A 13,990-nucleotide genomic window follows, 5' to 3' on the forward strand; every position below is an offset into this window, starting at 1 on the left:
GTACTTTTTTACTTAGTTTACAACGGGTTATCTTCATAAAAGTAGTCTAGCATAGTGCTTATCTACTACAGCCCCTTAAATAATTGATGTAGGGTATCGTTCAACCATGAAAAAACCAATGCAGACGCTACCGAAGATTACCCTTAAGCAATTGGCCGTATTTGTCAGTATTTATCAGACGGGTAGTACTAGCCTTGCCAGCGAAGCGCTGCATCTATCACAGTCGGCAGTCAGTAGTGCATTGACCGAACTAGAGGCGCGCCTACAAATGCCTTTATTTGAGCGAGTAGGGCGCAGGCTTAATCAGCATCCAAATGCTCATCCTGTTTATGTACAAGCACAAGCAATCTTAGGGCAGTCATTAACGCTTGAGCATTATCATAAGTATCAAGCAGGGCAGATTCACGTTGGTGCAAGTACGACTATTGGCAATTATGTATTGCCACCGCTGCTAGCTCGGCTGTATAAAGCGCTGCCAGAGGCCAATGTCGATATGTATATTGCTAACACCCAAGAGGTCGTCAGTGAGGTTGAGCAGTTAAATATTGATATTGCTTTAGTCGAAGGTATGCCGCGTCCAACAGATATAAAGGTCATTGAGCAGCGAGAATGGCGTACAGATACTCTAGTCATATTTGCGAAAAGTAACAGTAAATGGCTAACCGATTGGGCTGAGTATAGTGAAGATGAGCATTGTTATAAGTTGACTATAGAACAGCTAGCGAAATTACCATTATTGGTACGTGAAGCAGGTTCGGGTACGCGGCAGATTATCGATGAACAATTACTTAAGTATCTGCCAGATGCCGAAGTCGTTATGGCGATTCAGCAGTCAGAGGCGATTAAAAATATGGTCAATGCTGATATTGGGCTTGGTTGCCTATCGCAGCATGTGATTGAGGCCGAGTTGGTAGCGCAAAAGCTGGTACAAGTAAAGGTGGCAGGCATTGATCTGTCACGGACATGGTGGTTGGTCTGGCACAAGGCCCGTCATCAAAGCCCAATCTGGCAGACTTTTATAGATATCATCCAAGAACAAGGTAATTAGAGATACAGTGTAATCATTAAAAAAGCGCAGCGTAGACAAGTAGCCACAGTGCGCTTTTTTATTTATTAATGAGCTAACAAGCAGTATCTGCGTTAGCTTCATTAGCTACGTTTTGATACTGGCTTATCAAGCCTGACGACCAAACTGTCACAGGGTACGTTTGGCAAAATATTATCTGCAGTTGCGCCGCTGAGCCATGCTGCAATACCATGGCGCTCATGACGACCGATAACCAGCAGATCAACATCATTTTTATGGCAATAATTGACGATACCTTCGCTATTAGAGATGGCCGTCGTTACTTGAGAATTTACCGCATTTAATTTGTTGCGCTCTAAAAACTGGGCTAGTTTTGCCCGCGCTTCTTGGCAGCGCTCATCATCAATCTCATCATATAGGCTTGAGGCAGGTACCAATTCATAACCGAAGCCGACCATGGTATCTTTGACGATGTGCAATACCGATAGCTTGGAGCCAGGACGATTATCAACGATGCGTTTGGCTTTTTGAGCCACTATATCGGCATCGGCTAATAAGTCAGTGACTAGTAAAATATGTTGGTAACTCATGAGGGTCTCCTCGTAGCAAGTAGTCTTAACTATAGCACTACTAGTGACTGCTGTTAAGTAGTAGATTTTGCTCTTTAAAGGCATCACTCAAACTAATAATGCATACAATTTAACAGCATTTAATCAGCTGCAACCGCTTAACAAATGGCCGCATGACTATGCTAGTCTCACTCAAGCACTGGTTGATCAAGCTTGACCACCAAGCTATCGCACGGAGCGTTAGGCAAGATGTTATCTGCCGTTGCTCCAACCAACCATGCAGCGATTCCATGACGCTCATGACGTCCGATAATCAGCAAATCAACGTTTTTTTCATGACAGTAATTGACGATACCTTTATCGTTGGAGATGGCAGCAGTCACCTCAGAGTTGACCGCTTGTAAGTTATTACGTTCAAGAAAGAGCGCAAGCTTGGTTCGTGCTTTTTGCCAGTGCTCACCATCGACATCACCTGACAGGCTAGACGCTGGCACCAACTCATAACCGAAACGTACCATATCGTCCTCAACAATATGGAGTACTGACAATTTAGCTTCAGGAGAGCCTGCAAGGATACGTTTGGCTCTTTGGGCGACTATATCGGCATCAGATAGCAAGTCGGTAACCAATAAAATATGTTGGTAGCTCATAGTGTGCTCCTATTAATGGATATCTTAATATTAGCAGTGCTGACTATCTTTGTTAAGGGTCAAAGCCATATTTTGATTGTGGTATTGTTACGTCAATGAGGGTTTAGCGTTTATGGACTTGACTTATCAATGCTAAAGCCCCATCTATAAGCGCTAAGTCAATTTTTAAATAATTCGCTGATAACCCATATTTGATCACTAAATTTTAAAGATATTTGGCACAGTTTTGAGGTTAGACTCTCTTATTTACCCAGCTCAATGGGGCGCTATCTACATTATACTATAAGCTATAAGGACAACTATGACTGACACACCGTTTACCGCTGACTTAACGTTGCATCCAGCGTTTGAGCTGATTGAGCATCGCCATGTTGAAGCACTATCAATGGATGTGCTGATCAGTCAGCACATCAAAACTGGCGCGATGCATTATCATTTAGCGCATCCAAGTGACGAAAATGCGTTTTTGGTGGGTTTTCGCACCCAGCCTATGGATTCAAAAGGTGAAGCGCATATCTTAGAGCATGTGGCCTTATGTGGCTCTGAGAAGTTCCCGGTACGTGATCCGTTCTTTTCGATGATTAAGCGCTCATTAAATACGTTTATGAATGCGATGACCGCTGCTGATTGGACAGCGTATCCGTACGCCACCCAAAATAAAAACGATTACTTTAACTTGCTTGCAGTCTATCTTGATGCGTCGTTTTTCCCCAATATTCATCCGCTTGATTTTGCCCAAGAAGGTATCCGTGTTGAGCTTGACGAAAATGATAAGCCGCAGTTTAAGGGCATCGTCTTTAATGAGATGAAGGGCGCGATGAGTGGCGAGATTGACCAGTTATATCATACGGTCGCGCATCATTTGTTCCCAACGACGACGTATCATTATAATTCAGGCGGCGATCCTGCTGATATCCCAGACTTGACGCATCCTGAACTGGTTGAGTTTCACCGCAGTCATTATCACCCATCAAACAGCGTGATTATGAGCTTTGGTAATATTCCAGTAGCTGAGACCCAAGCGAAAATCCATGACGATGCTTTGAGCCAATTTGAAGCAGGTAAAAAGCATGTGTCACGCCCAGAGCAGCGCCTGTCTGCACCGATTAGCGCGGTTGATACTTATACCGCTGACGAGGCCGGTCCTGATCAGACCCATCACGTGGTGGCATGGTTACTGCCATCGATTACCGATCCCAAGCAGCGTTTGGCTCTGCGCTTATTAGAAGGCGTGTTGGTTGAGCACTCAGGTTCGCCATTACGTGCGTATCTCGACAGTCATCCACTGGGCAAGGCACCAAGTCCATTATTAGGGCTCGATGACAGTCATTACGAGATGGTTTTTTATACCGGTCTACGTGGTTCAAACCCTGAGCATGCCGAAGCGGTAGAGCAGGGTATTATTGATTTGCTGACTGAAGTTGCGAGTAAACCAATCGATGATGAAACCATTGAAACTATCTTGCACCAAATCGAGATCGATCAGCGCCATATCGGCGGTGATAGCATTCCTTACGGTCTAAATTTGATGTTAGAAGGCTTTAGCACCGCCATTCATGATGGCAATCCTATTGATGTCTGGGAGGTCGATGAGCATCTACAGTGGTTACGTGAACAGGTAAAAGATAAGCAGTGGCTGCCTAATTTAATTAAACAGCATTTACTCGATAACCAGCATCGTGTCCGCGTGACACTAACGCCAGATAGTGAAAAATCAGCCCGTCTGGCAGCAGCTGAGCAGACCCGTCTTGATACCATCGCCATGGATTTGACCGCTGATGATAAAGATATCTTGCACAAGCAAGCGCTTGATCTAGCAGCGCGTCAAACTGCACCTGATGATGTCAGCCTCTTGCCAAAAGTTGGCCTAGAAGACGTACCAGCGGATATCAGCTTTAAGCAAGGCACACAAAAGCCTGTGCGTTTAAGCGGGCAAGACAGCACCTTGTTTGAGTATGAAGCAGGTACCAATGGCTTATATTATTATCAAGTCATTGTGCCGTTGACTGATGCGATCGGTGAGCATAACCGTGATGAGCTACCCGTCAATGAAGTGATTAATCATCCACTGCTGCCCATTTATTTAAGTTTACTGTCTGAGCTGGGTACGGACTCCTTGAGTGCTCATGAGCTGCAAGCTAAGCAAGCTGCGCATTCATCAGGCGTGACAGCGCGTATTAGCCAACGTACCAGTATTGATGATGGCCAATCTATCAGTAGCTATTTTGTCGTAGCAACGCGTGCGCTAAACCGTAAGCCTGAAGCGATTGAGCTGCTCAAAGAAGTCATGGAGCATAGCGTCTTTACCGAGCATGACCGTATCAAAGAAATCTTGCAGCAGCGTCAAGCCAGCTGGCAATCGAACCTTGCAGGATCGGGCCACGCTTATGCCATGCAAACTGCCAGTCGTGGTATGAGTCGCCAAGCGCAGCTAGAATATGTGCGTAGTGGCCTGCCAGCACTCAATGCGCTGAAAGCGTTTTTGACGCAGGCAAGTACGGATGAGGCGCAGTGGGACAAGTTGGCAAGCAGCTTGATGGACTTGCATCAGCGTTTGATTAGCTTACCCAAACATGCCGTTATCGTTTGTGAAGCGGAGCAAACCGAACGCTTAAGCAACTTGATTGTCGATAGCTGGAAAGACAGCCGTGCTCCAGAGCTGGCTGAAAAGTTGAAAAGTTCTGATGCTGGTATTGAAGATAATATCCCAAGCGAGTTTGCAGACTTGCAACTTGATCCAGCATTAAATGGCGAACAAGACCCTACGGGAGCGATAGAAAGCGGTACTACTGCTGATGTTGAAGATTTAGCATGGCTAGTACCGACCAATGTCTACCATAATGCTAGCGCGTATAGCGTACCAGCGGCAGATCATCCAGATACTGCAGCGCTTATGGTATTAGCACCTTACTTGCGTAATGGGTACTTGCATAGTGCTATTCGCGAGCGCGGCGGTGCTTATGGTGGCGGTGCTGGCTACGATGCCAATGCTTGCGCATTTAAGTTCTTTAGCTATCGCGATCCGCATTGTGCCGAAACTTTTGCGCACTTTGACGCCAGTATTGAGTGGTTGCTAAACGAGCCACAAACGGCTGAACAGCTAGAAGAAGCTATCCTAGGAATTATCTCAGGTATGGACAAGCCAGGCTCTCCAGCGGGTGAAGCGATTAAAGCTTGTTTTGCTGATCTCCATCAGCGTAGTGCAGACTGGCAACGTAAGATGCGTGCCGCGATTTTGGCAGTGACGGTCGAGGATTTACAGCGCGTAGCCAAGCAATACCTGCAAGGACAACAGCATGTACGTGCGGTACTAGCGCCCTACGATAAAGAAGACAGTGTCAAAGATTTGGGCTTTAAAGTTTGTAAAATTAAAAGCTAGAGCAGTAGAGGCTAAAAGATAGTAAGTAGTATACAAAAAGCCAAGCGTAATGCTTGGCTTTTGTTATCTCGCCTCTGATTTAATAGCGCTTGATACTTTGATCTTTACCAATAAGGTCTTGATGAATAGGAAAGTCAGACAAATCATCGAACTGCTTACGATCTGCAAAATAGCTGGTCAATGTACGGCGTACTGCCTCAAAAGCAATATTGTCCCATGGAATGTCTTCTTCACTAAACAAAGCACAGTCCAAGCTTTCAGAACCAATACCGTAAGCACCATCCTTTAGATTAGTCAAATAAATACTGTAGATTTGGCCAATATCTGGAATGTCATAAATACAGTACAAATGAGGATTAAGGACAACGGCGTCGGCTTCTTCAAAGCTTTCTCTTGCGGCACCTTCAGCCATGGTTTCACCATTTTCCATAAAGCCTGCTGGTATGGTCCACAAGCCATATTGAGGCTCGATAGCACGGCGACATAGCAGTACTCTGTCTTTGTGTACTACCAAAGAGCCACAAATTACCTTTGGGTTTTCGTAGTGAATGTAGCCACAGTTTGGGCATACCAGACGCGGTACATTATCAGTAGCTGGTATCTTGCGTTCTGCTTCATGACCACATGCTAGACAATAGCGCATATCAACTGCCTTATTTTGATGAAATAAAAAAGTGGTAAAAGTTGCTGATTTTTAGGATATTTTTATCGACATAGTGCTTGTAGCTTTTATAAGTATAGCCAAAGGGTATGACTTTAGGTCTAAACACTATTTTAAGCTTAAACGTTGCCTTAAGTACGTTGTTTTAAGATAGCATAAAATAAGGCTATGCTGAATAATGGTAACATGAACACGTCATTTATCCGCAATAGAGCAAACATGACTCAGATATTACGTTAGTTATTTACCCATATAAGATATGACTGACTTTATAAAGAATAGCCAGTCACGTAAAAGTGGGGTAGTGATGAGCAGACTGCGCTAATCTAAGCTACAAAGAACGATATGGCTTAGCATGACCTAGCAACACTACCAATATCTTGGATAATGCCTGTCTCTACCGATATTGTTATAAATGAGGGCAACGACGACCAAGGCGAGCGCGCCTACCAGTGTTGGGGTGACCAAAAAATGCCATTTGACACCGCCAAGCATGACAATTAGTGGATTTGAGCCTGCAGGCGGATGCGGTACCCGAAACAATAGCATAAGTGCAATGGCAGTACCGACAGCGAGTGCCAAGCTCCACCACTCAATACCAAATATCGTCATAAATGATAGTCCCGTAAAAGTGGTAATAAAATGACCACCAACAATGTTTCTTGGCTGAGCGAATGGGCTTTCTGGATAAGCAAAAATAAGCAAACAGCTGGCACCAAATGAGCCCAAAATCATAGCAACATTTTGCCAATTGCCAATCAATGCCAAGGCGGCGGTTGCTAATGTACCGCCCAGCCAAGCCAGTCCAATGATAACTAAGGGCAGTCTTTGCGGGCAATCATCGATTCTGCCTTGCATTTTATTCAACGAAAAAATCTTATTCACTAGCGCTTCCTAAATACTATACTGATAAATTTAGTGACTTGATTTACGATAAGTCTTCTTCTTTTTGAGATTTTTTATAGAAAACCTGACTGATTGATACTTAACCATGATAAAGATATAGGCCGATTATAATGTTAATACCTTCGCAGTCTGCACAATTCGATAAACTGTCAGTCGCTGTCCCCACGTTTATTCGTCATCCTACGCTCAGAACATTGGCTGAGCGAGTACAGCATGAGACTTTAAATGCTGTCACCAGCCCAGCGGTATATCATTCTTACAATACCTCCCGCAGTGCTCGTATTTTGGACAGTCTATACCAAACGCCAATCGCCGATGCGTCGATATTGGTGGCCATTACTCATGAGCGCCATCCTAAGCTATTACTGACACGTCGCGCCGCCCATATGAATAGTCATGCAGGGGAGGTCTCCTGTGCTGGTGGTAAGTATGAAGTAGGTGACGGCAACAATGTTGTCACAGCCTTACGTGAAGCTTGCGAGGAGACGGCGTTACCACCAAATAAAGTGCAGCTACTGGGTCAATTACCTATTCAAACCTCTAAAAGCGGCATGAGTGTGCGTCCAATCGTGGCGCTCATTACTCCAGGTTTAGTATTGGTGCCTGAGATGGGAGAGATATCACGCATCTTTTGGGCAGATTTTGAAACCTTGCTTACTCAGCCAACTGTAGAATATGCAGTAGAGTATGCGATGCAAGATCAAGTTGCGACGATGCTTACGCCCAGCTGGCAAGTAGATGGTGAGACAGTATGGGGGCTAACAGGACGCGTCATCGCAAGTCTACTAGAAACTGGGTTTGATCGGCAGCTTGAATGGTATTACCGCATACAAGACAGCAGACTATAAAAGTTGTCAGCTTATAAGCGCTTACGTATATTTATCTAATAAAAAAGCATTACTTAGGTTTTTTGTGGATTTATTATAGTTACTGTTCGTCTTGTTGATAATGCTTTTAGATATTCTATTTACTACTAATAATATTCGCGACCTATAATCGATATTAAATAAAGTGGTTACAAGGCTCCATGATGCGTGATTGGTACAAATTTTACTTATTTGTTGTTTGTCAGCTGGCACTTTTTATTGATAATAATCATCGTTTTTCTTTAGCCACCAGTTCATATTATCCTGACGCTTAGCGCGAAACTGCTCAAGCTTGTCAGCAATGCTACTATTGTGCTGGCGGGCTGTATCAAGCGCAAACAAAATAGGTACTGAGGACAACACCCCGAAACGTATCTTTGATTTGGGCAGATCTAGTCCATCGCCGATATCATCACCGACTAAGGTGCGTGTCACACTGGCATTCACCATTTCGACGAAGCGTCCACGTCGATTGTCCTCGCCCATTAACTGACGTGGCAAGTCGTGCAAAGCTTTGGCAAGTGGCCGACCCATCTTAAAGTCAAGCTGTTGAATAGATAAATAGGTATACAGCCACTCCCAGCACGCAGATTCATCCTTCGGTAAGCGCTGTAAGTCAACGCCCATCCAATAACTGGCAAGATTCCACAGATGCAAGATGCCTTCGGCTTCTTCTTTGCTAATACGTGCTCCCAATAACTGCAGTCCGCGCATAATCAATAACGAAAATTGCAAATGGGTAGCGATCATGTCTGTCTGATTGATGGGAATGCCCCAATAGGCCGTATTCCAAGTACCATCCGGATTATGATGCTGATCGGCATTTGGTATAACACCTTTGGCCGCGTTGCCTTTGCCTTTGAGTAAGTTTTGCCGTACCAAGGTATGAATTTGGCGGACGTTGATAGACTGTCGCCAGCCCTCAGATCCAATCGCCAAGACCTGATCAATAGGCTTGCGGTTATTGCGCGCGCTAGAATCTAGTTGCGGATGTTCAGATACAGCCAGTATATAAGCATAGGTACGCATTAAGCGTGGCAATGCATCGTGCATCAAAGCGCCAGTCTGGATGAGCGGTAAGGAGAGAGCAGGGATACTATAGCCTGCCATAAGCGCAACATTACGCAGTAGCCAGATGAGCATTAGCGGATAACGGCGATAGGCGACTGCCCCAATCTGTGCAAGCTTGGGATCAAACCAATCAGGATGGCTACTAAATTGCTCGGTTAACAAGCTAAATGAAGGGTTGGTTGCAAGATTGACGTTTGGCTGGTCATCGATGATGAGTTTTTGTAAAGGTTTTGCAAAACGCACACCGTCAGTTGCTAAGGCATCTGCTAGTGGGTCCCCAATGTCGTAGCCTGCTACCATCTCGTCTAATAGATTTTGTGAGACAGTAAAGTCTTTAGGTAGCAGGTAACGTCTGATACGGCGCAGAACTTGTAAATCACTATGATCTGTAATCGTAGTAGTACGCCCATGACGTTGATAGCTCTGTACAGATGCTTTGTCTGATACTAGCGGATCACTAGGCGTAGTAGAGTCACTTATAGAGGAGTTTTTGGGTTTCATAATTATAATGTACCATCATGACGGCTGCTAATGGTAATCAGTGGCCATAACAGCCGTCATAAACCGTTGGCGCCTAATGAGTCTTTCTTTATAACAGAAGACTCATAGTCGTGCTGATGGTATCTAAACCGTTGGCTTAAATATCAATGGCGTGTTAAATCTACTGATGTACCGCTAACGCTGTCTTTTAAGCTTAATTTGAGCATGATATAACCGGCAACACCAGATACGATCGAGCCCATAATAATACCTAAACGCTCATCAAATAATGAGGTATCGCCTGCAAATGCCAGACCACCGATAAACAAACTCATCGTAAAGCCAACGCCGCATAATAAGGCTGCACCATAAATCTGCTTATAATCCATGCCTCTTGGCATCGTCGATATACCAAGTTTAAAGATGAGCCAGCACATGACCATGACACCTACTTGCTTACCGATAAACAGTCCTGCGGCGATACCAAGGGGTACTGAATGGAATAGCTCATCAAACCCTGCGCCTTTAAGCGAGATGCCCGAGTTGGCAAACGCAAATAATGGCAAAATACCATAGGATACGGTGTTTTGTAGATCGTGTTCAAGCTCCTCAAGCGGCGAATGTTCAGGGTCCGTACGGTCAAACAATGGAATGAATAACGCTAAAACAACGCCTGCTAGCGTTGCATGAATACCAGATTTGAGTACGGCTATCCACATAATAACGCCAATAAGTAAATAGGGCGTGAGACTAGTAATATTTCGGCGATTAAGTAAATATAAAAAGGGCAGACACAAGCCTGCGACGGCTAGTGAGCTTAACGATAACTCGCTTGTATAAAATAAAGCAATGATTAAAATAGCGCCGATATCATCAAAAATAGCAATAGATACTAAAAATACTTTTAAGGAGTTAGGTACGCGGTTACCAAGCAGACTTAAGATACCAAGAGCAAAGGCAATATCGGTTGCAGCTGGAATAGCCCAGCCTTTCCAAAACTCAGGTTCATTGTAATTAAAAAGTAGATACACAATAGCTGGCACAATCATGCCGCCTATTGCGGCTCCAGCTGGTAGGATAATCTGTTTAACATTGGACAACTCGCCAATAAGCACTTCGCGTTTGAGCTCAAGCCCAACTAAAAAAAAGAAAACTGCCATCAAACCATCATTTATCCAATGATGAGCGTCTTTGGCAATTCCAAAATCGCCTATTTGAATAGCAACAGGTGCGTGAATAAAGGATTCGTACCAAACATTGAGAGGACTATTGGCGACAATCATAGCTGCGATAGCCGCCAAAGCTAATACAATACCACCTGAAGCATCGAGGTTAAAAAATGCCCTAACTTTTTGTATTGCCATATCATCCTCATTTGTTAAATACATACTATAAACGTAAACGTCTATCTGACAGCTTTACAATACCGCTGATAGCTCGCTTTAGTTTCTCATAATTTCATCAATATAAACAATAAAATGCGTTAAACAATATATATCAGTTTATCGCATCATATTATGATAGGCGATATAAAAACGATAATAAGATTGATAACGCTATTACGACCTAATAAATACCTTAAGTCTATCTTCTTTTTTGATGTTTTTTCATTACTAAAAAGTATTCTATGTTTTGTGATAGATACTGACAACCGTTATACATAAGATGTAGTTGTCTTAGACAGATTTGCGAGCGTTATCATAAATTATAAAGTTATAACATGATAGTGTTTACAGACAGATAGTGCTTATAGACAAATAGTGCTTATAAAATAGTGCCTACCGTTAACCAAACATATAATCGTGACAAATCCAATAGGCTTTGCTGCGCCTTTGGTCTTTTTATCGTTTTAACTTTATAATAAGTCGCTTTTCAACCCACTCTTCAACCTATCCACTATTTTAATATTTATATTGATATTAAAGGCCGCTTGACTGGCGGTCTAGTGTTTTTGGCTGTTTTTATGAGAATTTTATAACAAGGCCATCTCTATGGACGTATCTTTAACCCTAGAAATTATTTTGATGCTCACTGCGGTAGCAGCGCTCGCTGGTTTTATCGATGCTATCGCAGGTGGTGGTGGACTGCTTACCATACCAGCAATGTTACTGGCCAATATACCCCCAGTACTCACCTTAGGCACCAATAAGTTACAGGCTGCCTCGGGCGCACTTGCAGCCTCCATTACCATGGTTAAAAAAGGAGTGGTCAAACCTCAACGTATAAAGATCGCCATTATTGCAGCTTTTATTGGTTCAGTCATTGGTACTATTGCTGTGCAATTGTCCCCGCCTGATCTTCTAGAAAAACTGATTCCATTTTTGATTGCGGCTATCGGTATTTATACCTTGTTTGCGCCTAGACTTGGTGAAGTAGAAGCTGCGCCGCGCATCTCAGAGGGTAAGTGGCAAAAAGTCATGGCGCCATTGATTGGGTTTTATGATGGTTACATAGGGCCAGGTACAGGTATGTTCTTTGCACTTGGTAATGTGGCTTTGCGTGGTCGACAGATTATTGAAGCGACTGGAGCTGCTAAAGTATTGAACTTATCTACCAATATTGGCTCGCTGATATTTTTTATTTTGGGTGGCAATGTGCTTTGGAAAGTGGGGCTGGCAATGATGGTTGGTCAAACAATAGGCGCCTATTTTGGCTCGCATATGGTAGTCAAAGGCGGTAGTAAGCTGATTCGCCCAGTGATTGTGTTGGTATGCTTGGCAATGTTGACTAAATATGTGTTTGGTTAGGCTGATAGTAAATAACCGCTAATGCTCTACAGATACTATAAAACAGCTACAAAAACCAAGATATAAAAAACCCCAAACTAATCAGTCTGGGGTTTTTAACGTTTTATAATATTAAGCTGTCCTACTGTTATGAAGAGTTACTTGTATGCGTAGCTACTTGCGACGATCGACATCATCGTACTCACTACCCATTAAGCCATCGCTAAAGACTTGCGAGAATTCACGCTCGTTGTCTTCATCAATATGACCATCAAATACATCTTTTGCACCAGCATAAGGGTCGTTGTAGATGGCAACATCCATTTTATTTTCTGACTTTGCCACAATCGTGGTCACCGCTGCATCACCGCCGACGTTCACTGCTGTACGCAACATGTCCAAGATACGATCCACACCTAAGATAAGACCAATACCTTCAATAGGTAAGCCTACCTGTGCAAATACCATCGATAACATGATTAGACCTACGCCTGGTACACCTGCTGTGCCGACAGAGGCCAATACTGACATCAAGATAACCGTCAGATATTCGGTAATGCCCAAATCAATCCCATAAATATTGGCAATAAAAATGGTCGCAGTACCTTGCATGATAGCGGTACCATCCATGTTGATGGTCGCCCCAAAAGGCACAGTAAACGATGCAACTGAGTTATTGACGCCCATACGCTTGGTTACTGTACGCAAGGTAATAGGAATGGTGGCGTTCGAGCTTGACGTACTAAATGCAAAAATCTGTACCTCGCGCATCTTGGCTAAAAAGGTCTTGATTGATAAACCTGAGAATAGCTTGAGTACGATCATCATCGTAATAAAGAAATGGAAAGCCAGTGAGCCGACCAGTACAGCGACATAACCGAGTAATGACCAAATAAGATCCAAACCAAGCTCAGCCATTGCCTTCGTCAAAAGCGCAAATACACCATAAGGAGCTAGGTTCATGATGATAGTCACCATCTTTAAGATGACTTCATTGATGAGCTCTAAACTTTGCACTAAGCCTTTGGCAGGCTTACCGACCATCAAAATACTAATACCAATCAAAATGGCAAAGAAAATAATAGACAACATATCCCCATTTGCCATCGCGCTGATAGGGTTGGATGGGATAATGTTGGAGAATACATCAAGTAGTGGCGGCGCAGATTTGGCTTCAAATGCTGCTTCGGTTTCGATATCCATCCCTTTACCGATGCCAAATAAAATACCAAGTCCAATCGCAGTCGCAATCGCTAAGGCTGTCGTCATCATATAAATGAGAAAAGTCTTGGTACCAATACGGCCAAGTAAGCGAATATCACCGATACCGCAAACACCGCAAATAAGTGAGATTAATACTAAAGGTACAACCAGCATTTTTAGTGAGTTAACGAACAGCTTACCGATAATGGCAAAAAATCCATTCGTTACATAGGTATTAACAAAGCTGCCTTCACCATTAAGTCCGGAATAATTCAAAAATAAACCCAGTATAATACCGAGTACCATGGCAACAATAATCTTGCCCGTCAGTCCCATATTTTTCCACATAACTTATATCCTTGGTATACGTAACTTTCGGCAATAGTATTGGTAATCAAATCAGTATGACTAATATCATAGTCAGCATTATCAATCACCTTAAGAGCCTTGTT

11 protein-coding genes are annotated in these 13,990 nt (G+C 43.5%); 4 read left to right on the top strand and 7 right to left on the bottom strand.

Features of this window, described 5'->3' with window-relative positions; genetic code table 11:
- Positions 1 to 106: 106 nt before the first annotated feature.
- Positions 107 to 1,048 (top strand): LysR substrate-binding domain-containing protein, encoded by a 942-nt coding sequence (locus Q0895_RS06745; protein ID WP_299186850.1) that lies wholly within the window; start codon positions 107 to 109, stop codon positions 1,046 to 1,048.
- A gap of 101 nt (positions 1,049 to 1,149) precedes the next feature.
- Here the strand turns inward: Q0895_RS06745 and Q0895_RS06750 are convergent, their stop codons facing one another.
- Positions 1,150 to 1,617, bottom strand: coding sequence for a universal stress protein (locus tag Q0895_RS06750; protein ID WP_299186853.1), 468 nt, complete (start codon positions 1,615 to 1,617; stop codon positions 1,150 to 1,152).
- 167 nt (positions 1,618 to 1,784) lie between these two features.
- Positions 1,785 to 2,246: a universal stress protein gene (locus Q0895_RS06755; protein ID WP_299186855.1), complete on the bottom strand. Its 462-nt coding sequence runs from the start codon at positions 2,244 to 2,246 to the stop codon at positions 1,785 to 1,787.
- A 301-nt stretch (positions 2,247 to 2,547) separates the two neighbouring features.
- Between Q0895_RS06755 and Q0895_RS06760 the strand changes: the two genes are divergently transcribed.
- The gene (locus Q0895_RS06760; RefSeq protein WP_299186857.1) at positions 2,548 to 5,625 is read left to right on the top strand and encodes an insulinase family protein; all 3,078 of its coding nucleotides are present in this window, start codon (positions 2,548 to 2,550) and stop codon (positions 5,623 to 5,625) included.
- A 79-nt stretch (positions 5,626 to 5,704) separates the two neighbouring features.
- On the opposite strand, the gene Q0895_RS06765 is transcribed toward Q0895_RS06760, so the two are convergent.
- Positions 5,705 to 6,268 (bottom strand): NUDIX hydrolase, encoded by a 564-nt coding sequence (locus tag Q0895_RS06765; protein ID WP_299186860.1) that lies wholly within the window; start codon positions 6,266 to 6,268, stop codon positions 5,705 to 5,707.
- Positions 6,269 to 6,655: 387 nt separating this feature from the next.
- Positions 6,656 to 7,171 carry an HPP family protein gene (locus tag Q0895_RS06770; RefSeq protein ID WP_299186862.1) on the bottom strand — a complete coding sequence of 172 codons (516 nt, stop codon included), beginning with the start codon at positions 7,169 to 7,171 and terminating at the stop codon, positions 6,656 to 6,658.
- 131 nt (positions 7,172 to 7,302) lie between these two features.
- Between Q0895_RS06770 and Q0895_RS06775 the strand changes: the two genes are divergently transcribed.
- Complete coding sequence (locus tag Q0895_RS06775; protein WP_058369500.1) at positions 7,303 to 8,040, top strand: CoA pyrophosphatase; 738 nt, start codon at positions 7,303 to 7,305, stop codon at positions 8,038 to 8,040.
- 234 nt (positions 8,041 to 8,274) lie between these two features.
- Here the strand turns inward: Q0895_RS06775 and Q0895_RS06780 are convergent, their stop codons facing one another.
- Together Q0895_RS06780 and nhaA are read right to left on the bottom strand one after the other, a co-directional pair.
- Entirely contained in the window at positions 8,275 to 9,630 is a 1,356-nt protein-coding gene (locus Q0895_RS06780; protein WP_299186867.1) for an oxygenase MpaB family protein, read from the bottom strand.
- Positions 9,631 to 9,773: 143 nt separating this feature from the next.
- A complete protein-coding gene (nhaA, locus tag Q0895_RS06785; RefSeq protein WP_299186870.1) occupies positions 9,774 to 10,973 on the bottom strand; it encodes a Na+/H+ antiporter NhaA in 1,200 nt (399 codons plus the stop codon).
- A 627-nt stretch (positions 10,974 to 11,600) separates the two neighbouring features.
- Between nhaA and Q0895_RS06790 the strand changes: the two genes are divergently transcribed.
- Positions 11,601 to 12,356 carry a TSUP family transporter gene (locus Q0895_RS06790; protein ID WP_299186873.1) on the top strand — a complete coding sequence of 252 codons (756 nt, stop codon included), beginning with the start codon at positions 11,601 to 11,603 and terminating at the stop codon, positions 12,354 to 12,356.
- Between the two features lie 153 nt (positions 12,357 to 12,509).
- Here Q0895_RS06790 and Q0895_RS06795 read toward each other — a convergent pair whose 3' ends face one another.
- Entirely contained in the window at positions 12,510 to 13,886 is a 1,377-nt protein-coding gene (locus Q0895_RS06795) for a dicarboxylate/amino acid:cation symporter (RefSeq protein ID WP_299186876.1), read from the bottom strand.
- Positions 13,887 to 13,990: the final 104 nt, after the last annotated feature.

The sequence above is a fragment of the uncultured Psychrobacter sp. genome, assembly GCF_947495825.1.
Lineage (GTDB): Bacteria > Pseudomonadota > Gammaproteobacteria > Pseudomonadales > Moraxellaceae > Psychrobacter.

Bases quoted from the DNA above. Each gene is read 5' to 3' on its own strand.
- Q0895_RS06745 (WP_299186850.1), top strand. From the start codon at position 107: ATGAAAAAACCAATGCAGACGCTACCGAAGATTACCCTTAAGCAATTG.
- Q0895_RS06750 (WP_299186853.1), bottom strand. From the start codon at position 1,617: ATGAGTTACCAACATATTTTACTAGTCACTGACTTATTAGCCGATGCC.
- Q0895_RS06755 (WP_299186855.1), bottom strand. From the start codon at position 2,246: ATGAGCTACCAACATATTTTATTGGTTACCGACTTGCTATCTGATGCC.
- Q0895_RS06760 (WP_299186857.1), top strand. From the start codon at position 2,548: ATGACTGACACACCGTTTACCGCTGACTTAACGTTGCATCCAGCGTTT.
- Q0895_RS06765 (WP_299186860.1), bottom strand. From the start codon at position 6,268: ATGCGCTATTGTCTAGCATGTGGTCATGAAGCAGAACGCAAGATACCA.
- Q0895_RS06775 (WP_058369500.1), top strand. From the start codon at position 7,303: ATGTTAATACCTTCGCAGTCTGCACAATTCGATAAACTGTCAGTCGCT.
- Q0895_RS06780 (WP_299186867.1), bottom strand. From the start codon at position 9,630: ATGAAACCCAAAAACTCCTCTATAAGTGACTCTACTACGCCTAGTGAT.
- nhaA (WP_299186870.1), bottom strand. From the start codon at position 10,973: ATGGCAATACAAAAAGTTAGGGCATTTTTTAACCTCGATGCTTCAGGT.
- Q0895_RS06790 (WP_299186873.1), top strand. From the start codon at position 11,601: ATGGACGTATCTTTAACCCTAGAAATTATTTTGATGCTCACTGCGGTA.
- Q0895_RS06795 (WP_299186876.1), bottom strand. From the start codon at position 13,886: ATGTGGAAAAATATGGGACTGACGGGCAAGATTATTGTTGCCATGGTA.